Below are 22096 nucleotides of genomic sequence, written 5' to 3' on the forward strand. Positions count from 1 at the left end.
GAAATGCCCAAGCTGACGATCGACGACATCGAGATCGAAGTCGAGGCCGGCCTGACCGTGCTGCAGGCATGCGAACTGGCCGGCATCGAGATCCCCCGCTTTTGCTACCACGAGCGCCTGTCCATCGCCGGCAACTGCCGGATGTGTCTCGTCGCCATGAAGGGAGCGCCGAAGCCGATCGCGTCGTGCGCAATGCCCGCCGCCGACGGCATGGTCATCGAGACCAACACGCCCGCCGTCCACAAGATGCGCAAGGGCGTGATGGAGTTCTTGCTGATCAATCATCCGCTCGATTGCCCGATCTGCGACCAAGGCGGCGAGTGCGATCTCCAGGATCAGGCGATGTTTTACGGTTTTGACCGCAGCCGGTTCCACGAGAACAAGCGGGCGGTGACAGACAAGTACATGGGGCCGCTGATCAAGACGATCATGACCCGCTGCATCCACTGCACCCGCTGCATCCGCTTTGCAACTGAGGTCGCCGGTGTGCCGGAACTGGGTGCGACTGGACGCGGCGAGAGGATGGAAGTGACGACCTTCGTGGAGAAGGCGCTCTCTTCGGAACTGTCGGCCAATATCATAGACCTGTGTCCGGTCGGCGCGCTGACCTCCAAGCCGTACGCGTTCGTCGCCCGGCCGTGGGAGTTGAAAAAGACCGAGACCATCGACGTCATGGACGCGGTAGGCAGCAACATCCGCGTCGACACCCGCGGCAACGAGGTGCTGCGGGTACTGCCGAGGGTCAACGAAGACGTCAATGAGGAGTGGATATCAGACAAGACCCGCTACGCGTACGACGGGTTGCGCCGCCAGCGCCTCGATCGACCCTATGTGCGTCGGGACGGGCGGCTGCGTCCGACCGGTTGGGCGGAAGCCTTCGCGGAGATCCGGGAGCGGCTGAAGTCCGTCGATGGCGGAGCCGTCGCCGCGGTTGCCGGCGATCTGGCCTGCTGCGAGTCGATGGTGGCGCTGAAGGACCTGGGGTCCGCCCTCGGCTCGCCGCATCTGGACTGCCGACAGGACGGGGCCAAGCTCGAGGCCGCCGTCCGGAGCTCGTACCTGTTCAATTCGACGATCGCCGGCATCGACATGGCCGACGCAATCCTTCTGGTGGGGACCAACCCCCGCATCGAGGCGCCGATCATCAACGCCCGCATCCGCAAACGTTTCCTTACCGGCAAGGCAAAAATCGCTGCCATCGGCACGGACGCGGATCTCACTTATCGCTATCAGGGACTTGGCAACGATGCGTCGGCGTTGGACGCCCTCCTCGCCGGCGAGCATGACTTCGCCAAGGTGCTCGATGACGCGAAGCGCCCGATGCTGGTCCTCGGCATGGGCGCTCTGGCGCGTGTCGACGGCGCGCATATCCTCGGCGCCGCACGGGCCATCGTCGACAAGTTCGGGATGATCGACGAAGCCGGCGGCTGGAACGGGTTCAACGTGCTGCACACCGCCGCGGCGCGGGTGGGCGGGCTCGATCTGGGCTTCGTCCCCGGCGATGGCGGACGCGGCCTCGCCGGCATCCTGGACGGCGCAGAAGCGGGCGAGATCAAGGTGGTCTATCTGCTCGGAGCAGATGAGATCGACATGCAGCGCCTCGGCGATGCGTTCGTGGTTTATCAGGGCCATCACGGCGACGCGGGGGCTCAGCGCGCTGACGTAGTGTTGCCCGGGGCAGCCTACACGGAGAAGAGCGGCACCTACGTCAACACCGAAGGCCGCGTTCAGCGTGGCCTGCGCGCCGCCGATCCGCCGGGCGAGGCGCGTGAAGACTGGAGGATCATCCGGGCGCTGTCCGAGGCGGTCGGGCACACCCTTCCCTACGATACGCTGGAGCAAGTGCGGGCGCGGCTTGAGGCCGTCAATGCGTCTTTCAGAAGCTTGGATATCGTCGCCCCGGCGGCATGGGGTGACTTCGGCGCCTCCGGGGCTCTTGCGAAGGATCCGTTCCGGCCGGCCATCGCCAACTTCTACGTGACCAACCCGATATGTCGGGCGTCTGTCACCATGGCGGAGTGCGTCCGCACCTTGTTGCCGTCCGAGACAAGAAAGACCGGCACAGATGGCTGAATTCTGGCACGTGTATATGTGGCCGACGATGTGGATCGTCATGAAAATCATGATGATCGTCGGGCCGCTGTTGCTGGCGATCGCCTACCTGACTTTGGCCGAGCGCAAGGTGATCGGCGCCATCAATCTGCGCAAAGGACCCAATGTCGTTGGACCATTTGGCCTGTTGCAGCCGATTGCAGACGGCTTGAAGCTGTTCCTGAAGGAAACGGTGCTGCCGACCCGCGCCAACCGAGGCGTGTTCGTGGTCGCGCCGATGCTGACATTCAGCCTGTCGCTGGTGGCGTGGGCGGTGATCCCGTTCGACGAAGGCATGGTGTTGGCTAACATCAACGTCGGCATCCTCTATTTGTTCGCGATATCGTCGCTCGGCGTCTACGGCATCATCATGTCGGGATGGGCGAGCAACTCGAAGTACGCGTTCCTTGGCGGCCTGCGTTCGGCGGCCCAAATGGTGTCCTACGAAGTCTCCATGGGCTTCGTCATCATCACCGTGCTGCTCTGCGTCGGGTCGCTCAATTTGACCGATATCGTCCTCGCCCAGAAAGGCGACTGGGGCTTCCTCAACTGGTTTGTCGTGCCGCTGCTGCCAATGGCGGTGATTTTCTTCGTGTCCACGCTGGCTGAGACCAACCGTCATCCGTTCGACCTGCCGGAAGCGGAGGCTGAGTTGGTCACCGGCTACAACGTCGAATACTCGTCGATGACGTTCGCCCTGTTCTTCCTCGGCGAATACGGCAACATGATTCTCATGTCCGGGATGACGACGATCCTTTTCCTCGGCGGGTGGCTGCCGCCGTTCAACTTTGTGCCGTTCACCTGGGTTCCGGGGCCCATCTGGTTCTTCCTCAAGATCGCGCTGTGTTTGTTTGTGTTCATTTGGGTGCGGGCGACGTTTCCCCGCTATCGCTATGATCAGCTCATGCGGCTTGGCTGGAAGGTGTTCCTGCCCCTGTCGCTGGCCGCCGTGGTCATCGTCGCGAGCGTCCTTGTGGTGTTCGGCTGGGCGCCGCGCGCCGGCTGAAACGCGCAGGTCAGGTACGCGGGCTGAACCGCGCGGGTCAGGTACGTGTGAGAGATGAGCAAGGGAGCAAAGGGACAATGAGTTTCATTGAACGCGGCGCCCGTACGATTTTCCTGACAGAACTGCTATCGGGCCTGACGCTGACGCTCCGCTACATGTTTCGCCCCAAGGTCACCATCAACTACCCGTACGAAAAGGGCCCGATCAGCCCACGCTTCCGCGGCGAGCACGCGCTCCGCCGTTATCCCAACGGCGAGGAACGATGCATCGCCTGCAAGTTGTGCGAGGCGGTGTGTCCTGCTCAGGCGATCACCATCGAGGCCGAACCGCGCGACGACGGCAGCCGCCGCACGACGCGATACGACATCGACATGGTTAAATGTATTTACTGCGGTTTCTGCCAGGAGGCCTGTCCGGTCGACGCTATCGTCGAGGGCCCGAACTTCGAGTTTTCGACCGAAACCAGGGAAGAACTGCTCTACGACAAGGACAGGCTGCTCGCCAACGGCGACCGGTGGGAAACCGAAATTGCCGCCAGCCTAGCCGCCGCCGCTCCTTATCGGTGACGCTTGTGGGCGAGAGGCGCCCCTGCCTATTGAGATTCCGGTTCAAGGGCGTTATGAACAGCGGCACCGCGGGTAGCCGCGCCACCCCTCTCTCGATCTAGCCGACTGTTCCACGATATGATCGTTCAGGCTCTGGCCTTCTATCTCTTCGCATTCATCACCGTGGCTGCCGCGGTGATGGTGGTGTCGGCGAGGAACCCCGTTCATTCCGTCCTGTTCCTGATTCTCGCTTTCTTCAACTCCGCCGGCCTGTTCGTGCTGATGGGCGCGGAGTTCATCGCCATGATCCTGGTGGTCGTTTACGTCGGCGCCGTCGCGGTGCTGTTCCTGTTCGTGGTGATGATGCTCGACATCAACTTCGTCGAGTTGCGGCAAGGGTTCTTCCAGTATCTTCCGCTCGGCGGGCTGATCGGCCTGATCCTGCTCCTGGAGTTGCTGATCATCGTCGGCGGTTGGACCCTAGCGCCTGAAACCACCGTCGCAGGTACGGCTCCGACGCCACCGTTCGAGGCAGTCACCAACACCGCCGCCCTCGGGCGTCTGCTCTACACCCAGTACCTTTACATCTTCCAGGCGGCCGGGGTGATCCTCTTGATCGCCATGATCGGCGCCATCGTCCTCACCCACCGCCGCCGCCCGGGCGTGCGCCGCCAGGACATCGCGCATCAGGTGCGCCGGCGTCCCAAGGACACGATCGAGATCCGCAAGGTCTCCAGCGGCAGGGGCATCTGATGTTGACGATCGGCCTGTCCCATTATCTTTCTGTCGCCGCTATCCTGTTCTCGCTCGGCATTTTCGGGATCTTTCTCAACCGTAAAAACGTCATCGTCATTCTAATGTCGATCGAGCTGATGCTGCTCGCAGTCAACATCAACCTGGTGGCGTTCTCGGTTGCGCTCAACGACCTGGTCGGGCAGGTGTTTGCGTTGTTCGTGTTGACCGTGGCCGCAGCGGAAGCCGCGATCGGTCTCGCGGTGCTGGTCATTTATTTCCGCAATCGCGGCAGCATCGCCGTCGAAGACATCAACCTGATGAAGGGCTGAGCCGAGGTGTCCGCCGTCGCCGTCGTGTTTCTGCCGCTGTTGGGCGCAATCATCGCCGGCATCCTTGCCTTGATGCCAGCGGCCGACAAAGCGCAAAAGGCGAAGCGGGATCGCGCCTCGCAGTTGGTCACATGCGGGGCGCTGCTGCTGTCCGCCTGCTTCGCCATCATCGTTTTCCTGGACGTCGTCGGCGGCGGCAATGTGCGCAGCATCGAGCTGATGACCTGGGTCAGTTCGGGGGACCTCGCCGTTGCCTGGGCGCTGAAGCTCGATACCCTGACCGCCGTGATGATGCTGACGGTGACGGTGATCTCAGCGATGATCCACGTCTATTCCGTCGGCTACATGGCCCACGACCCGTCTGTCCCGCGGTTCATGGCCTACCTCAACCTGTTCACCTTTTTCATGCTGATGCTGGTGACGGCGGACAACCTGTTGCAGTTGTTCTTCGGCTGGGAGGGCGTTGGCCTCGCGTCTTACCTGTTGATCGGCTTCTGGTACGACAAACCCTCGGCCAATGCCGCGGCGATCAAGGCGTTTCTCGTCAACCGGGTCGGCGATTTCGGGTTCATGCTCGGTATACTGGCAACGTTCCTGTTGTTCGACACCATCCGCCTCGACGCCATCTTCTCGGCCGTCGACGGCAAGGCGGAGGCCGCGATCAGCGTCTTCGGCGGGGAGTTTCACGCGCTCACCGTCATCTGTCTGCTGCTGTTCGTGGGCGCCATGGGCAAGTCGGCGCAGCTCGGGTTGCACACGTGGCTTCCGGACGCCATGGAGGGACCGACCCCGGTGTCGGCGCTGATCCACGCCGCGACCATGGTCACCGCTGGCGTGTTCATGGTGGCGCGCCTGTCGCCGCTCTTCGAGTACTCGGACACGGCCTTGGCGGTGGTTACCGTCGTCGGCGCCTCGACCGCCCTTTTCGCGGCAACCGTCGCCTGCGTGCAGAATGACATCAAGCGGGTCATCGCCTATTCGACGTGCTCGCAACTCGGCTACATGTTCTTCGCGTGCGGCGTCTCGGCGTATTCGGCGGGCGTTTTCCACCTGATGACCCACGCGTTCTTCAAGGCGCTGCTGTTCCTCGGCGCCGGCTCCGTCATCCACGCCATGTCGGACGAGCAAGACCTGCGGAAGATGGGGGGTATCTGGAAAGCAATTCCCTTCACATATGCGCTGATGTGGATTGGCTCACTGGCTTTGGTTGGCGTGTGGCCGTTCGCCGGTTTCTTCTCCAAGGACATCGTGCTCGAAGCCGCCTACGCAGCCCACACCGCCGTCGGCAGCTACGCCTTTTTGCTCGGCAGCGTGGTTGCGTTCCTGACGGCCTTCTATTCCTGGCGTCTTATCATCCTGGCGTTCCATGGCGAGTCCCGGTCCGACGAAAAAGTCCGGGCGCATGTGCACGAGTCGCCGATGGTGATGATCATTCCGATGGCGGTGCTCGGCGTCGGCGCCATCGCTGCAGGCTTCATCGGCTACGAAGCCTTCGTCGGAGACGGCTTGCAGGCGTTCTGGAAGGACTCGATACGCGTCCTCGAGACACACCCAGCTTTGGAGGCTGCTCATCACGTGCCGGCCTGGGTTAAATGGTCGCCTCTGGTTGAAGGGCTGGCCGGCATCGCGCTTGCCTACGTGCTCTATATGTTGATGCCGGGACTTCCCGGGCGGCTGGCGCACACCTTCAGCGGCGTCTACCGGTTCCTGCTCAACAAGTGGTACTTCGACGAACTCTATGACGCTATCTTCGTTCGCCCGGCATTCGGCCTCGGTCGCAACCTGTGGAAGAGCGGCGACGGGACATTGATCGACGGCATCGGCCCCGACGGCATTGCTGCAGCGGCCGTCAATGTGGCCCATCGTGTCACCCGCCTGCAGACCGGGTACGTGTTCCACTACGCCTTCGTCATGTTGATCGGCGTGATGATCATCATTACCGGCTACCTCCTTTACGCGGCGAGTTGACGAGAGCCATCCAACAATGGGCGACCTCCCCCTTCTGTCCCTGGTCACCTTCCTGCCCGTCGCCGGTGCGGTGTTCATCCTCACCATCCGCGGCGAGCCGGACGTGGTGGCAAGGAACGCGCGCTGGGTGGCGTTGTGGACGACGCTGACCACCTTCGTCCTGTCGCTCGGCCTGTGGATGAGCTTCGATCCCGCCGACGCCGGCTTCCAGTTCCAGGAGCGCGCGGTGTGGATGCCTGGGCTCGACATCGCCTACCATTTGGGCGTGGACGGCATTTCGATGCCGTTCGTGCTGCTGTCGACGCTGTTGACGCCGATCTGCGTGCTGGCGAGCTGGGAAAGCATCCGGGAACGGGTCAAGGAGTACATGATCGCTTTCCTGATCATGGAAGCGATGATGGTCGGCATGTTCGCCGCCCTCGACCTCGTGCTGTTCTATGTGTTCTTCGAGGGCGTCCTCATCCCAATGTTCCTAATCATCGGCGTCTGGGGCGGGCCACGGCGGGTCTACGCGGCGTTCAAGTTCTTTCTGTATACCTTCGTCGGCTCGGTGCTGATGCTGTTGGCGATGTTGACCATGATCTACGTGGCCGGCACCAGCAGCATTCCGGCGCTGCTGGAGTTCGATTTCGACACCGGCCTTCAGGCTTGGCTGTGGCTCGCGTTTCTCGCCTCGTTCGCCGTCAAGGTGCCGATGTGGCCTGTTCATACCTGGCTTCCGGATGCTCACGTGGAGGCGCCGACGGCCGGCTCGGTCATTCTGGCGGGCGTGCTGCTGAAGTTCGGCGGCTACGGTTTTCTCCGGTTCCTGTTGCCGATGTTTCCGGACGCGTCAGTGAGCTTCACGCCGCTGGTCTACACCCTCAGCATCATCGCGGTGATCTACACCTCGCTGGTGGCGCTGGCGCAGGAAGATATGAAGAAGCTGATCGCCTATTCTTCCGTGGCGCACATGGGCTTCGTCACCGCCGGCGCCTTCACCATGACCGTGCAGGGCATCGAAGGCGCGGTCTTTCAGATGATTAGTCACGGCATCGTCTCCGCCGCACTTTTCCTCATCGTGGGCGTGGTCTACGACCGCATTCACTCCCGCGACATCGCGACCTACGGCGGCCTTGTGCACCGGATGCCGCGTTATGCCCTGGTATTCATGCTGTTCATGTTGGCGTCGGCCGGGCTTCCCGGGACCAGCGGCTTCGTCGGCGAGTTCCTCGTCCTGCTCGGCGCGTTTCAGGCAAACTCGTGGGTGGCCCTGTTCATGGCGACCGGCATGATCCTCGGGGCGGCCTACATGCTCTACCTTTACAGGCGGGTGATCTTCGGCACGCTCACCAAGAAAAATTTGCAGATGATCGGCGACCTCAGTCCCCGTGAGGTCGCCGTCTTCGCGCCGCTGGTCCTCCTCGCCCTGTGGTTGGGGCTCTACCCAATGCCGGTCCTCGACGTGATGCACGCCTCGGTCAGCAACCTGGTGGAGCAGCTGGACGTGGCGCGCGCCGGCGTTTCGAACGGCGCCGACCTGGCTGCCGGGCGGTAAGGACGCGACAGCGAGAACAGGAATGCACCCAGCCAGCCAGTTCCCCGATCTGCTCCCGGCGCTGCCCGAGATCTTCGTTGTCGTCGCTGCGATGGCGCTGCTGATGGTCGGCGTCTTCTACCGGCCGGGCGGCGTCGCCGAAGGGGTCGCCGTGTCCCGCGTGGTCTCGCGCCTCGCCCTTGCGGTTTTTGCCGTTGCCATCGTCATGGTGGCACTGGTTGCGCCGGGCGAAGCAACCCGCACCTTCGAAGGGATGTTCATCGCCGACGACTACGCGGTGTACTTCAAAGTCCTGATCCTGCTTGCCTCTGCCTTGTCGTTGTACGTGTCGCAGGACTACTTGGAGTTCCAGGGGATCGCGCGGTTCGAGTACGCCATCCTGATCCTGTTCGCCACCGTCGGCATGTTGATGATGGTGTCGGCCAACGATCTCATCTCCCTTTACGTCGGGCTCGAGATGCAGAGCCTGTCGCTCTTTGTCTTGGCGGCGTTCCAGCGGGACGACCTCCGATCCTCAGAAGCGGGCCTCAAGTATTTCGTCCTTAGCGCTCTGGCATCAGGCATGCTGCTGTACGGCAGTTCGCTGATCTACGGGTTTGCCGGCACCACCAACTTCGATGTGCTGGCCCAGACGTTCGAGCAGTTCGACCATGGCGCGCCTCCGGTGGGGCTGATCGTCGGCTTGGTGTTCGTCCTCGCGGCTTTGTCGTTCAAGGTCTCTGCAGCTCCCTTCCACATGTGGACGCCCGATGTCTATCAGGGCGCGCTGACGCCCGTGACGGCGTTCTTCTCCATCGCGCCGAAGATGGCGGCACTGGCCCTGTTCCTTCGGGTCATGATGGATCCCTTCGCCGGCCTGGTCGACCAGTGGCAGCAGATCGTCGTGCTGATCTCCATCGCGTCGATGGTGCTCGGCGCCTTCGCAGCCATCGGCCAGAGCGACATCAAGCGCCTTATGGCCTACAGCTCGATCAGCCACGTCGGTTATGCGCTGATCGGGCTTGCCGCGGGAACCGAAGCCGGAGTTCGCAGCGTCCTGATTTACATGGGAATTTATCTTTTCATGAACTTGGGTGCGTTCACCTGCATCCTGAGCATGCGCCGACGGGAGTCCATGGTGGTCGAGATCTCCGACCTGGCTGGGTTGTCCAAGACGCACCCGGCGATGGCGTTCGCCATGGCGATCTTCATGTTCGCGATGGCCGGTCTCCCGCCCCTCGCCGGCTTTTTCGGCAAGCTCTACGTTTTTCTCGCCGCGGTCCAGGCAGAACTATACACGCTCGCCGTGATCGGCGTCCTGTCAAGCGTGGTGGCGGCGTACTATTATATCCGGATCGTCAAAGTTATGTACTTCGATGAGCCTGGCGATCATTTGGACCGCCAGATCGGGCGCCATGTCGGCGTCGCCATGCTGGCGTCCGGGCTCGTGGTGCTGTTGTTCTTCATCTACCCGGACCCACTGCTCAACGCGGCGGCGGCCGCGGCTTCCCTCGTCGGCGGCGCGCCGGCGCACTGATGGGCCTCGCAACGGCGCACTCGGGATTTCTCATTGTCGAGTTGGACAGCATCGATTCGAGCAACGAGGAAGCCAAGCGAAGAGCATTGCACGGCGCCCCGGCAGGCCTCGTTATCTGGCCCCGCCAACAGACCCAGGGCCGTGGTCGGCACGGCCGCTCATGGTCATCGCCGCGCGGCAATCTCCACGTCTCGTTTCTACTCAGACCACAATGTCCGATCGCACAAGCGTTGCAGATCGGCTTTGTCGCGAGTCTGGCCGTAGCCGCGACCGTCGCGGACCTCTTGACGGACGCGCACGACGTGCGCTGCAAGTGGCCTAACGATGTCCTGGTGAACGGGCGCAAGGTTGCCGGCCTCCTCTTGGAGTCGGCCTCGGATTCTCGTGGGCAGGTCGCGTGGCTCGTGCTCGGCATCGGGCTGAATGTGGCGTGGCGGCCAGACGACGTGGCGGGAGCGTTTTGTGCCACCTCGTTGGCTCACGAAGGGGTCGGCGCGACGGATCTCCGGCCCATCCTCGACCGGCTGTGCGGACGGATCGACGATAGCTTGGCGGAGTGGAAAACCGCCGGGTTTGCGGCGGTCCGGAACCGGTGGTTGGGTATCGCTTACGCTCTTGGCGAACAGGTCAGTGTGCGCCTCGCGGACGAAACCGCTAGCGGGCGGTTCGTCGGCCTCGACGCTAGCGGCGCCATGTTGTTGTCGGATGAACGGGGGGTTGAGCGCTTAATCTGCGCCGGGGACGTGTTTCCGCCGGAACTTAAGGCGGAGCCGCTCCCTGTTGAAGAGGTGAAGGTTGCGGATGCTGCTCGCGGTTGATGTCGGCAATACCAACACGGTCTTTGCCGTGTTCGATCAGTCCGGCATGATTCGTGGCGAATGGCGCTCATCCACGAGCGCCGAGCGAACGGCCGACGAGATCGGTGTCTGGCTCAACCAGGTGATGACACTCGCCGGAATCAAGGCCAGCGACATTGATGCCGCCATCATCGCGACCGTCGTTCCCGCCGTCCTGTTCAACCTCCGCTTCATGTGCCGCCGGTACTTTGCGTGCCAGCCCCTGGTTATCGGGGCGCCAGAGGTCAACCTCGGCCTCCATGTAGTGGTCGATCGGCCGGAAGAGGTGGGCGCCGACCGCCTGGTCAACGCGGTTGCGGCTTTCGCGCTTTACGGCGGCCCATTGGTCGTAGTCGATTTCGGAACCGCCACGACGTTCGATGTCATAGACGGAGAGGGGAGCTACCTGGGCGGCGCCATCGCCCCCGGGATCAACCTCTCCCTGAAGGCCCTCCATGACGCGTCCGCGCAGTTGCCGCGCGTCGCCGTCGGCCGTCCCGATCGGGTCATCGGCAAGGGCACGGTGCAGGCGATGCGCTCAGGAGTGTTTTGGGGCTACGTGAGCTTGGTCGAGGGCATGGTAAGGCGGATCGGCGAGGAGTACGGCACATCCCTGGACGCCATCGCCACCGGCGGCCTCGCATCCCTCTTTACGGAGTGCACGCCTGTTTTGAAACATGCGGATCCCGACTTGACGCTCAAGGGGCTCTTCGCCATCCACGAACGGAACCGTGAACCAACGGGCCGTTCGTAGAGAGATTGCCGACAAGACAACAGGCTGTCGCGGCAAAGCCCTCGGCGCGGTGCGGAGACGCGCCTCACAGCCGGATCGGTCATGGGAAACTTGCTGACAGCGTATTGGTCTGGACGCAGAAACCCGGATGATGCGTTGTGCATGATTTCGGGGCCAAAGCCCCGCGTCACACCAGCGCCTGCACCATGATGCCGAGAACCCGGGCGAGGAAGAGCATTCAGATTCAGAGTCTCGGTGTAAGAAGCCTTTGCATCACAGGGGGCCGCCGTTCATATCAGCTCGTGGCTTGGGACCGGCCGCCCGTCCCGCTGCGGAACGCTGCGGCCTTTTGTTCGCCTCCACCGCGCTCAGCTGGCGACTTTCTCAAAGGCTTCAACGACCTCGGGGGGCGCTTGCACCAGTTCGATCAGGACCCCTTCGCCGCTGATAGGCTGCTCTTCGCTCCCCTTCGGGTGCAGGAACGTGATATCGAAGCCTGCAGCTCCTTTTCGGATACCACCGGGGGCGAAACGCACGCCGTTGGCTGACAGCCATTCCACCGCGGCAGGAAGGTCGTCTATCCAGAGGCCAATGTGGTTGAGGGGCGTGTTGTGGACCGCGGGTTTTTTGTCGGGATCAACCGGTTGCATCAGATCGACTTCGACTTTGAATGGTCCCGAGCCTATCGCCGCGATATCCTCATCGACGTTTTCGCGTTCGCTCCTGAAATTCCCCGTAATCGTCAACCCGAGAGAGTCCACCCACAATTTCTTCATCTTTTCTTTATCAGGACCGCCGATGGCGACCTGCTGTATGCCGAGTACTTTGAAAGGCCTGCTGCTCATGTAAACTCCCCATTGGTGCGTTGTCCGAATGATGCGGACGACGGAATATGCCACGGCCTGTCGGGATTGTGAAGACGATCGGTCATCAACATGCCAAAGGGAACACGCTGGCCAGGGGAGTACGTTATGCTCAATGGATTCGGATCGGCGCATTCGGGGTTGGATGTCGGTTCACGCGGCAGAGCACGGGTGAACCATCAGTGATTCAGGAGCTTTAGCTGGTCCATGGGGCTCTACGCTGGCCTGACCGTCTACGTGGTGATCTGGTGGATGGTCCTGTTCATGGTTTTACCGTGGGGCATACAGCCCATAGACGCCGCCGACGTCGAGAAGGGGCATGCCTCCGGCGCGCCCCGCCGGCCGCGGATCGTGCTCAAAGTGTTGATCACGACCGTCACCGCCGCCGCAGTCTGGATGCTCGTTTGGGGTATCATCCGTATGGACTTGATCTCCTTTCGCTAGCTGGATGAAATGGGCGACGCATGCCGGGTGGGGCTTCCGCTTGAACAACAGTTCCATACTCAAGCGGGCAACGAGTTGAGGCGGCTCCCGGGAGCCGCCTCTATCGCCTATTGGCATGACACCGGAGTTCAGGCGTGTGCGCGGTGACGGCGCAAGAACCCCAAGGAGAACAGGGACGTGCCGAACAGGAGTGCGGCTCCCGGAATAGGCACGGGCGCCACATCGCCCGTCACCACGGCATCATCGGCGCCGAGGAACGCCGCGACCCCGCCCGGGAAACCGGTTAGCCTCGCGACGGACGTGAACGGGCCGTTGGGGCCGGCGCCCTGAACGGTGTGGTCGCTCAACAGGTTGAACGTTTCGGCGGTGATGCCGACGCCTTGGACGAGGTAATTGACGACCTCACCCGGCTGGAACACTGTGCCGTTGGCTCCTGTCGGCTTGAAGTCGAACAGGATGTCGAAGTACCCGTCACGATCGGGTTTGAATTGGTTGGCGGGGGCGGAAGGATTGAAGGCAGTGTGGATGCCCTGCTCCGCTTTGGGGCCGCTCGACGCCGCTTGATATTCGAACGCGAATGTCGTCGGATCTTCCTTGGAATTGAACCACCAACGACCGATGTTGACGCCCCATGGTCCCGAAAACGTGGTCGCGTCCATGGTGATCATGACGGACCCGGGCGCCACGTCGCTGATTGTCGCGGACAATGTCCCTTCCGGCGTGCCGAGCCCGGAGAAATGGTCGTCGAGATGAAAGGCAACTTGGCCGGCGTAGGCATCAGACGCCCAAGCGAGTGCCGTGGCTGCGATCGCCGCCGTCACCAAGCGGGCGTTGCGGACGTTCACTCCTTTATGAAACATGCGTGCTTCTCCTATGACGTGTATTTCGATAAAAAATACATCGTATGAGATAATGATGCAAGGGGCTTGTGGGGCAGCGTTGTGGGCCGGACGTCACGCACACGGATCGCGCGATCATCGGCCGCGACAAGAGGCGTCGGTTATGCCGGAAATGCTTGCCGGGATGTCGCCCACTCTCGCCCGCGGTGGATCAGAGTCCTGCCGCCGCCCATCCTCCTCGACTCGGTGAGCGGAAGTTCGTGATCATCAAGCCGTCCGGTCTTCTTGGCCCGTTCACCTGCTTCTTTTATGGCACCTTGATGGACCGCGACGTGCTGACGGCCGTGAGTGGCAAGCGCGTGGGTTCATTGGCGCGTCGGTCGGCGGTTCTCGAGGGGTACTACCGACCAACGCGGGCCGGCGCCGTCTACCCCATCCTGCAACGATGTTTAGACGAATTCGTCTACGGCATCGTGGTGCACGGGCTGCGCGCCCAGGAGGTGGCTCGCCTGAACGCACACGAAGGCCGAGAGTATGATACAGCGCCGCTTTCGGTCATGCTGAATGGTCGCATGGTCACCGCACTGGCGTACGTTCCGCGTCCGTGGGTGCCGGCGTCACCGGAGCGATGGTGCTTCGATACTTGGCGCCGGCGGCACAAGGCGGAGTGCCTTGCACGCATCACAATCCGCAATAAAGTGACGCTACACCCACTGCGCCGACCGAAACCAGGCGCATAAAAAACATCGGGAGCAGCTTCGGCCACTCCCGACAAGTACTCTCGAGGAGACGTAAAACTTCGGAGAACCTCAGCGCGCGTTGCTGCCCGCAGGTTCCGCCCCACTGTCGATTGGCTCGTAACTCTCCTCGTCATATGCCGGAAGAGACTTCAATTCATCCCGTGTCTGCTGCGACATAAGCGTGACCGCGTCTTCACCGATGTCCAATTCAGTCAGAGGGATAACGACCTCCTGATCTCCAATCCCGAGAAAGCCGCCAATCGACACGACGGCGTAAACGTCCTGCTTCAGCGAATCCACGACCACGGCTGAGATTTCGCCCACGTCCTCACCATTACGGTTGACGACATCGCGACCAACGATATCTTCCGCTTTGAAGCTCTCAGCGCCGGCTCCGAATGACACCTCCGCCTTCTGCTGACCGTTCGCCTGCTGCCCGCCCGTCCGGACGCTGTCGGAGGGCTCTGCCGACGGGGTTCCGGCACTGGCGCGCGTGGCACGCTCGCCAGATGTGGCGTCGGTTGCCGGGCTATCACTGGCTGGCGTTTGGGTGCCCTCGGTTGACGCCGCTGCAGCGGCCGGTCCGGCGGTGGCGCCGTCCTCCATGCCCGTTGCACCCTGCGTGTGGGTTTCTTCGGACTCGCCGACCTTCGCCTGGGCGCGCGGCGCTTCGGAAGTTGCTGGCTGCTGCTTGATCTCGTCCGCTGCGGCCTTTCCACCCGAATTTTGGTCGGCAGCGACGAGGGTTTCGCCAGCCCTCTGCATGTCTTGCTGCGGCGTCTCCGATCCCACTGACGTCTGCATGCAGTTTCGGAATGCTTCTTTGGAAATTTCCCCGTTCCCGTCGGCATCTAGTGTTTGAAAGCGCGCATCGGTATTCGTGCCGCCAGCGGCAGAGAGTGAACAATTGTTCCCCTGCGGGCTAGCTGCTGCCGGTGCCGTCGATGCCAAGACGGCGCCTGCGCTCATCACCAGCGCGAAGGCGGTGGTGCATTTCAGTGTCGACATCGTCCACTCCTGACCGGTGTCCACGAAGCCTGTAGCGTACCCGCCCGAGATATCGCCGGAAAAGCTGAGTCTGCTCGGGCTCCATCCTCGACGGTTTCGCCGCCATGTCTCCAAAGAATTAACGGTCGCCGCCGGCAAATGTTCCGCTTGCCTATTACCTTGGCAATTTGCGAGCTCGACGACCCGGGGGAGCACGAATGGTTGCGTCCGGCCGCCGTGCACGCTATTGTTGTGCAACATCGATTGACCATGCTTGGCGTCGATGCAGTCAGGGTGCGGGTAGGATCAGGAGCCAAGTCCATATGAGGGCAGATCGGGCGAAGCCGAATTTTCTCGGTATCGGTGCTTATGGTGCGGGATCGACATGGCTCTACGCTCTGTTGTCCACACATCCTCAGGTATACGTTCCGACCGCTCACAAAGAACTGCACTATTTTGCGCACAACTTCGAAAAGGGTGCCGATTGGTACGAGCAGTTTTTCCCAAAAGATGATGATGCCGAAATATATCGAGCGATCGGCGATATTTCTCCCGGCACCATGTACGATACCGCCGCACCAGCCCGCATCCGCGACTATGGATCGATCGATAAGTTTCTTGTCATTGTCAGGGAGCCATTTGCGCGGGCAATTTCGTCCTACAAGAAATACCTACAGTATCGCCGGTTTGAAGGGTCGTTCGAGCGTTTCATGGAAACCCATCCGGAACAGGTCGAACAGGGTCTATACGCTCGATACCTGGAGCCGTTTCTTCAGGAGTTCGGCGGCGACAGGTTTCACATCATCATCTTCGAAGAAGCCGTTGCCGATGTCGGCTCTGCCAAGCGCGAGTTGGGAGCATTCCTTGATCTGACGCCGGGCGGGTTTCCCGACGCAGCGGGCCAACAGGAAGTCAACGTGTCGCGATTGCCGCGTCTACCGGGAGCATACGCATTCATGGTAAATGCTTCCCGCAAGCTACAAGACATGAACATGTACTGGTTGATAAATCTGGGTCATGCCCTCGGCTTGAAGTCTGCATTGCTGGGAGGTCGAACCATCAAGGTCAGTATCGACGATCGCATTTCCGAGCACTACCGCGGTCTGTTTCGGGCAAGCAAGTCGGATCTGGAACAAATTCTCGGACGACGTATTCCGGCCTGGGCGACGTAACGCACCATAAAGTCAGGGCCGTCCGGCCCGCCTGCCCGGCGTGATGTGACTCCGTTACTGAACGTTCGAGCCAGCACCTTAAGCTGGTGCGGCTTCACTGACGCCAACGTTCTGTCTCAGCCACCGAGATGTTGCCGCTCCAGAGTCGAGGCGGGAGTAGGCCCGCTGTCCCGGCGCAATGGTGTCTCCGAAGCGTCCTGTTGCTCTCGGAAGCGCAGAACGCGCATTGGATTGCCGACAACGATCGCCCGTTCCGGCACATCCTTGGCAATGACCGCGCCCGCACCAAGGATGCTGCCGGCGCCGATCGTGACGCCGGGGAGGATGATCACTCGTGTCCCGATCCAAACGTCATCGCCAATCGTCACTGGACGCTCCACGTCGAATCCTTGAGCGTTCATGGGCACATCCAGGCGCGAAAATCGATGGTTCTGGGCAATGATCGTGACGTCCGGCCCCATCATGACGTTCGCACCTATGGTCGTGCCACGCGGAACGATCGCGTTGATGCCCATGCCAGAATTTTCGCCGATGCGTATGGTACGCCCCCCGCCGAAATAGGCGCCGCGCTCGATGTTGACGTTCTCGCCGCACGCCAAGAATAGTCGGCGGCAGCAGTGAAACCTCATTCGTTGCCAAAACGACCCGAATAGGCCCGTCGACGCCGGCATATGCCGCAGCAGACCATAGTAGGCCACAAATCTCGCCACACGACAGATGTTCACTTGGCGACCCCCGTCATGCCGGCAGCACCCGTACTCCGGCGCCATGGCTCCCGCCCCGGCCGTGCTCGTCCGCCCTTGGCGGTCTCCGGTACTGCTGCTTCGGCCTTTACCAATGGCTGCCTGGGCAGCAGCGGCACCCTTTCCCTCGCCGCCGCGATTTCCCGTCTTCGGGATCGCTCGAGCGCTCCAACCGCGGCTCCGGTCCATAGCCACGCCTGATCATTGAACGGATGGGGCAACGACATTGACAGCACCAACGAACCCATGCCGGCCACGAAGATCATGATTTCCAGCCGGTCCAGCTTCTTGGTTAGGAAGCGCCAACCCAGAGCAATGGTCGGCAATACGAACAAGCCGGCCCACCCGACGAGAGCGGGAAGTCCCCCATACAGAAACATGACCGTCGGCATCGAGTGCGGAGACCCGCCGGAATGAATGCGGCGCCAGTCCACTTCGCCCTGTGGCAGCCAGAATACTGTGTTCCCAATGCGCGAGAATAAATATTGAAGCGCGAGTAGTCGCCCGCCTCCCGTCTCCTCCGTATTGCTAAACCTCAAGAGGATCGCATCCAACTGATCATCCAGAAACCCTCCGACCAGAGCGGCGAGAGGGACAATAACAAATAGAGGTAGTAGCAACAGTTTCTTTCGGCCAAGCTCCTTGTACCACAAAGGAGATGCGAGCGAAAACACCGTCAGCGCGCCGAGAACCAGAATCCCACTTCGCGTCTGCAGCTGCGACAATATGTAGAACGAACACATCAACGAGGCACTGCTTGCTGCAATTAGCCATGCGCGATTAGCTAGTGAAAACACAAGCGGAATCATCAGAAGGTAAAACACTTGCGTGTTCTGATCGGTAGTAACTTGCGGTCTTTCGTAGAGACGTCCCTCATACCCCCAGTTGGTATATTCGAGCGGGAAAAGACTTGGATGAATTTTAAGAAGTGCTACCGTACATATGACAGCATAGAGCGCACCCACTCCCACGAACACGAGGCGAAATACCTCGGCATTCGAGTTCCAGCGTATCGCCGCATACCCAATCGAAAAGGCGATAAGCACCCCGAACAATCCTATGAACATCGTGAGCGGTAACTTGTCGATTGTTATGATTCCAACAGACAGACCAAGAAATAATAAAAAAAGATTCACAAGAGCCACCGGCGGTGGAATGATCCTGTATAAACCAAATATAACCGTGGCGGACAATGCCACGAGGGCCACCAGTGCGTTGATCGGCAGATCTTTACCGGTAAAGGTAGATAAGAAATAGGAAATGAGGGAGTCCAACAACAACAACGTTAAGGCCGCGATCCATGCCCATTGAGCAAAAGACAGCCGCTCCTGCTCCGGCGCGGCCGCAGCTGTGCCCGATGATGCGGGTGGCGCGAGCACACGGTCAGGGCGCGACGGCGGGAAAACCGGCATCAAGCTTCCGGCGTGCTTGGCGGTGCCGTTTTGAAGTCGGGACGTGTCAGTCATGCGGACGCACGAATTATGTGAAAGAACGGTTGTTTGGACATGGCGTGCTTTGCTCAAAAGGAGTGGGAAGGCTCACGAACAGCAGGAACCCCGTCACCGTCACCGTTACCGCCCCCGCCCCTACACGCTCCCGGGCAGATGCATGGAGCGAGAATGAACACCGCTTCCGCGTTACAAGAAACGGAACCTCTCGGCAACGGCCGTTTCTTGCGGCAGCAAGATGCGCTTGCAGCGATGATCGAGCGCCGAACTTGGTCACCTGACGCACCGCCCATCTATACCACCTGAAGCATACACTACCCCACCGTGATTTACAAAAGGTAGCATTGACCACGATCGCGCCTAGCCCTCGCAGGCGCCCCCTGTCTACGACTACCGATTTTTGCTCCACGTCCTCGCACCGCTCCAAGCGGCACGCTGCGCTGCGATCTCGCGAACTGGCGAGGTAGCAAGAGCCTGCAGAACCCCAAAGATTTCCGCATACCGATGATCAATGCCCTTGTCTCTTATCATGTGAGGAATATATGCCTTAACGTGCACGGGTTCAGCAGCGCGCGCGCCGCCCAGTTGTTGCCGATCCTGCACGTCTGAAACAGTCGATTCAGCCACCGGTGAGAGAGTTCCATGGATGATAACACCATAAGCCCAAACGTAAAGCCGCGGATCCAATACGTCGCTTCGCAGGATCAGACCGAGTTCTTTTTCCCGTTTGCGGTTTTCAAGGACGCGGATATCGTTGTATTCGAGGATGCAGATCGAAAGTTCCTCTACACCGACTATGTAGTTCAAATAGATCAAGAGTCGTCTACTGGGAGCATTGTCTTCAACTCCGGCAGATCAGCGAACCGGATCATCACGATCGTGCGAAACGTGTCCATTGAGCGCGTAAGTGATTTCCAAAGCTCAGGTTACTTCAAAGCCGAAACCTTGAACGCCGAGCTCGATTTTCAAGTTGCAGCTCTTCAGGATCTGACTTCCGATCGCGACCGGTCGGTTCGCCTCGCCGCACATGACGAGGACGCCGATCTGGTCTTGCCGCCACGACAGGCTCGGGCTGGCAAGTGGCCCAACTTCGACGCGGATGGCAACCTGATTGTGAGCGATCCGCCGTCCGGCGGTGTCGGCACAGGCGGCGGCGCGACGGACCATGGTGCGCTCACCGGCCTCGGCGACGACGACCACCTTCAATACCATACAGATGCCCGCGGCGACGCGCGCTATTATACTCGTTCCCAGGTTGACACAGCTCTGGGCGGCAAGTCGAACACCAGTCATGATCATGACGGCGATTACGTTCCGGCTATCCACCTGGGCGACACCTCCAATCCCCATTCTGTTACCGCGGTGCAGGTGGGGGCGCCTCCTGTTACGCGAAGCGTCGGCACGCGGTACTCTTTGACAGGCGGCGGGGATCTCGGCACCGACCGCGTGATCAACCTTGTCAACGACGAGTCCTCCCCCGGCGCCAACAAGGTCTACGGCACCGATGTGGCTGGCGTGCGCCGCTGGAAGAACGACCCTAGCGGCGGGGTGACCGACCATGGCGCCCTTACCGGCCTCGGCGACGACGACCATGCGCAATACCACACCGATGCCCGGGGCGACGCGCGCTACTACACCCACGCCCAGATCGACACGGCGCTAGCCGGCAAGTCCGACACCAGCCACAGCCACGACAATACCTACGCAGCCGCGTCGCATGTCGGCGACACCGGCAATCCCCACGCGGTCACTGCAGCGCAGGTCGGGGCGGCGCCCGCGGGGCTCGTCATCGAAGCACGCTACTCGTTGACTGGCGGCGGCGATCTGAGCGCCAACCGCGCGTTCAACTTGGTCAACGACGAACCGTCACCCGGCGCCAATATGGTCTACGGGACAGATGGAGCGGGCATGCGCCGCTGGAAGAACGACCCGAGCGGTGGCGCAGGCGGCGGAGTAACGAACCACGCCGCGCTCACCGGATTGGCTGACGACGACCACGCGCAATACCACACCGACGCCCGTGGCGACGCCCGCTACTACACCCACGCCCAAATCGACACGGCGCTGGCCGGCAAGTCCGACACCAGCCACAGCCACGACGGTACCTACGCGGCTGCTTCGCACGTCGACGACACGGGCAATCCCCATGCCGTCACCAAGGCACAGGTCGGTCTTGGCAACGTGCCGGATCTGAAGGTCAATCTTGCCTCCAGCGTCGATCCCTGCTCCACGGATGACGCCGATAGCGGTTATGCGGTCGGCTCCCGATGGATCAACAACAGCAACGGAACGGAGTGGGTCTGTGTCGATGCCGCGGCGGCAGGCGCACAGTGGATCAAGACTACAAACACCGCAGGTACAGGCGGTGCGCCCGCCGGAACCGGCGGCAGTGTGCAGTATAATGCCGGCGGATCACTCGGGGCAGACGGGCCCTTTACGTACGACGAGGATAACAACATCCTTGTGGTCGACCAGGAAGTTCGCGACGCGACCTACCCTTTCAATTCTGCTGATATTTCCGGCGGCACTGCGGACTGCCCGTTCGGATACAAACAGATCGCTCGCTTGACGGTCACCGGAGACATCACGGGTGCGCTCGCCTTGCCGACACAGGTCAAGGAAGTGACCAACAGCAACTACGGTGCCTCCAGTTCCTATTTCGCTTTGCGGCAGCTGATCATCAGACAGGACCAGACGGGCGGACACAAGTTGCCGGAGAACTTCTGGGACAACTATGTCCTCAGCGGAACCCCGCCGCCGTTGCCAACCGCCCCGGGTGCCCTGCAGGAATACCTGTTGATCGGCGAATGGGATGGCGCCGCGTGGCTGTGCTGGAAGGTACTAGGCGAGAACAACGCTTTCGCGCCGTTTGTGGCTGCGCACAGTCCTGCAGAACTTACAAAGAGCAACAACGAGGTCCTCTGCCTCTCTGGCGCAGGCGTGCTCAACCTCCCGCCCGCCTCCGGCGATGGACAGGCTGTAACCATCGTTAACCGCTCGGGCGGCGTTGTTACTCTAGCTCCGGCCGGATCCGACACGATTGGTGAAGGCGCCATAACCATCGACAACTTGGACACCATCGCCCTCATCGACTATCCGGTCGGATCGGCTGCGTGGATGAGACTCTGAAGCGGGCAGAACGTGAGCGGCGCTGGCTGGGCCTGGGCCTGGGCCTGGGCCTGGGCCTGGGCCTGGGCCTGGGCTTGGGCTTGGGCTTGGGCTTGGGCTTGGGCTTGGGCTTGGGCCTGAGCCTGGGCCTGGGCCTGGGCCTGGGCGGCTGCCGTTTGGAAGCCGGGCGCGTCGGCTGGTGGTGAACATCCCCGGCGCCGCCCCGCGACTTGCGCTTCACGCGAACCTGCTTCCCCGACAAACCTCAGCCTCCAGCCTTCTTCCCAGAACTCCAGGGCTGAAGTTTGTACGCAGAAGGAATTATGGGTTACGGTCGCAGCGAGTGGCAGCCGACGCGCGGGATGTACGATGGCATGAAGATTCTTATCGCCTCTTCCAGTCCTCCTGACAGAGGGTCGGGAATCAGCGCTTTTGCCAAGGATCTCAGCGAAGAGC

At 61.3% G+C, this 22096-nt stretch carries 20 protein-coding genes; 15 read left to right on the top strand and 5 right to left on the bottom strand.

Features of this window, described 5'->3' with window-relative positions:
- Positions 1-3 precede the first annotated feature (3 nt).
- The 10 genes from IPM60_04675 to IPM60_04720 all read left to right on the top strand — a co-directional run bounded on the left by IPM60_04675 (position 4) and on the right by IPM60_04720 (position 11317).
- Entirely contained in the window at positions 4-2073 is a 2070-nt protein-coding gene (locus IPM60_04675; GenBank protein ID MBK8907204.1) for an NADH-quinone oxidoreductase subunit G, read from the top strand.
- Positions 2066-3097 carry an NADH-quinone oxidoreductase subunit NuoH gene (gene nuoH / locus IPM60_04680; GenBank protein MBK8907205.1) on the top strand — a complete coding sequence of 344 codons (1032 nt, stop codon included), beginning with the start codon at positions 2066-2068 and terminating at the stop codon, positions 3095-3097. Before IPM60_04675 ends, nuoH begins: the two co-directional genes overlap by 8 nt.
- Positions 3098-3174: 77 nt before the next feature.
- Positions 3175-3663: an NADH-quinone oxidoreductase subunit NuoI gene (gene nuoI, locus IPM60_04685; GenBank protein MBK8907206.1), complete on the top strand. Its 489-nt coding sequence runs from the start codon at positions 3175-3177 to the stop codon at positions 3661-3663.
- Between the two features lie 117 nt (positions 3664-3780).
- The gene (locus IPM60_04690; GenBank protein MBK8907207.1) at positions 3781-4395 is read left to right on the top strand and encodes an NADH-quinone oxidoreductase subunit J; all 615 of its coding nucleotides are present in this window, start codon (positions 3781-3783) and stop codon (positions 4393-4395) included.
- A 2-nt stretch (positions 4396-4397) separates the two neighbouring features.
- A complete protein-coding gene (nuoK, locus tag IPM60_04695; protein ID MBK8907208.1) occupies positions 4398-4706 on the top strand; it encodes an NADH-quinone oxidoreductase subunit NuoK in 309 nt (102 codons plus the stop codon).
- Positions 4707-4712: 6 nt separating this feature from the next.
- Entirely contained in the window at positions 4713-6674 is a 1962-nt protein-coding gene (gene nuoL, locus IPM60_04700; GenBank protein MBK8907209.1) for an NADH-quinone oxidoreductase subunit L, read from the top strand.
- A 16-nt stretch (positions 6675-6690) separates the two neighbouring features.
- On the top strand, positions 6691-8211 hold the full coding sequence (locus tag IPM60_04705; protein MBK8907210.1) for an NADH-quinone oxidoreductase subunit M: 1521 nt from the start codon (positions 6691-6693) through the stop codon (positions 8209-8211).
- Between the two features lie 22 nt (positions 8212-8233).
- Positions 8234-9727, top strand: a complete 1494-nt coding sequence (gene nuoN / locus IPM60_04710; protein MBK8907211.1) for an NADH-quinone oxidoreductase subunit NuoN — start codon at positions 8234-8236, stop codon at positions 9725-9727.
- A complete protein-coding gene (locus tag IPM60_04715; protein ID MBK8907212.1) occupies positions 9727-10545 on the top strand; it encodes a biotin--[acetyl-CoA-carboxylase] ligase in 819 nt (272 codons plus the stop codon). Before nuoN ends, IPM60_04715 begins: the two co-directional genes overlap by 1 nt.
- Positions 10529-11317, top strand: a complete 789-nt coding sequence (locus IPM60_04720) for a type III pantothenate kinase (protein ID MBK8907213.1) — start codon at positions 10529-10531, stop codon at positions 11315-11317. Before IPM60_04715 ends, IPM60_04720 begins: the two co-directional genes overlap by 17 nt.
- Positions 11318-11664: 347 nt before the next feature.
- Here the strand turns inward: IPM60_04720 and IPM60_04725 are convergent, their stop codons facing one another.
- A complete protein-coding gene (locus tag IPM60_04725) occupies positions 11665-12141 on the bottom strand; it encodes a VOC family protein (protein MBK8907214.1) in 477 nt (158 codons plus the stop codon).
- Between the two features lie 225 nt (positions 12142-12366).
- Here IPM60_04725 and IPM60_04730 point away from each other — a divergent pair, with 225 nt between their 5' ends.
- The gene (locus tag IPM60_04730) at positions 12367-12603 is read left to right on the top strand and encodes a DUF1467 family protein (protein ID MBK8907215.1); all 237 of its coding nucleotides are present in this window, start codon (positions 12367-12369) and stop codon (positions 12601-12603) included.
- Between the two features lie 128 nt (positions 12604-12731).
- Here IPM60_04730 and IPM60_04735 read toward each other — a convergent pair whose 3' ends face one another.
- On the bottom strand, positions 12732-13463 hold the full coding sequence (locus tag IPM60_04735) for a hypothetical protein (protein ID MBK8907216.1): 732 nt from the start codon (positions 13461-13463) through the stop codon (positions 12732-12734).
- 239 nt (positions 13464-13702) lie between these two features.
- Here IPM60_04735 and IPM60_04740 point away from each other — a divergent pair, with 239 nt between their 5' ends.
- Complete coding sequence (locus IPM60_04740; GenBank protein MBK8907217.1) at positions 13703-14182, top strand: gamma-glutamylcyclotransferase; 480 nt, start codon at positions 13703-13705, stop codon at positions 14180-14182.
- A gap of 69 nt (positions 14183-14251) precedes the next feature.
- Here IPM60_04740 and IPM60_04745 read toward each other — a convergent pair whose 3' ends face one another.
- Positions 14252-15190, bottom strand: a complete 939-nt coding sequence (locus IPM60_04745; protein MBK8907218.1) for a PRC-barrel domain-containing protein — start codon at positions 15188-15190, stop codon at positions 14252-14254.
- Between the two features lie 302 nt (positions 15191-15492).
- Here IPM60_04745 and IPM60_04750 point away from each other — a divergent pair, with 302 nt between their 5' ends.
- Positions 15493-16341 carry a sulfotransferase domain-containing protein gene (locus IPM60_04750; protein ID MBK8907219.1) on the top strand — a complete coding sequence of 283 codons (849 nt, stop codon included), beginning with the start codon at positions 15493-15495 and terminating at the stop codon, positions 16339-16341.
- A gap of 116 nt (positions 16342-16457) precedes the next feature.
- Here the strand turns inward: IPM60_04750 and IPM60_04755 are convergent, their stop codons facing one another.
- A complete protein-coding gene (locus IPM60_04755; GenBank protein ID MBK8907220.1) occupies positions 16458-17060 on the bottom strand; it encodes an acyltransferase in 603 nt (200 codons plus the stop codon).
- A gap of 2 nt (positions 17061-17062) precedes the next feature.
- Positions 17063-18550: a hypothetical protein gene (locus IPM60_04760; GenBank protein ID MBK8907221.1), complete on the bottom strand. Its 1488-nt coding sequence runs from the start codon at positions 18548-18550 to the stop codon at positions 17063-17065.
- A gap of 624 nt (positions 18551-19174) precedes the next feature.
- On the opposite strand from IPM60_04760, the gene IPM60_04765 reads away from it, so the two are divergent.
- Complete coding sequence (locus IPM60_04765; GenBank protein MBK8907222.1) at positions 19175-21661, top strand: hypothetical protein; 2487 nt, start codon at positions 19175-19177, stop codon at positions 21659-21661.
- The gene (locus IPM60_04770) at positions 21646-21846 is read left to right on the top strand and encodes a hypothetical protein (GenBank protein MBK8907223.1); all 201 of its coding nucleotides are present in this window, start codon (positions 21646-21648) and stop codon (positions 21844-21846) included. The genes IPM60_04765 and IPM60_04770 overlap by 16 nt, the downstream gene beginning before the upstream one ends.
- Positions 21847-22096 lie beyond the last annotated feature (250 nt).

Source organism: Rhodospirillales bacterium (genome assembly GCA_016710335.1).
Taxonomy (GTDB): domain Bacteria; phylum Pseudomonadota; class Alphaproteobacteria; order Rhodospirillales; family Defluviicoccaceae; genus JADJXQ01.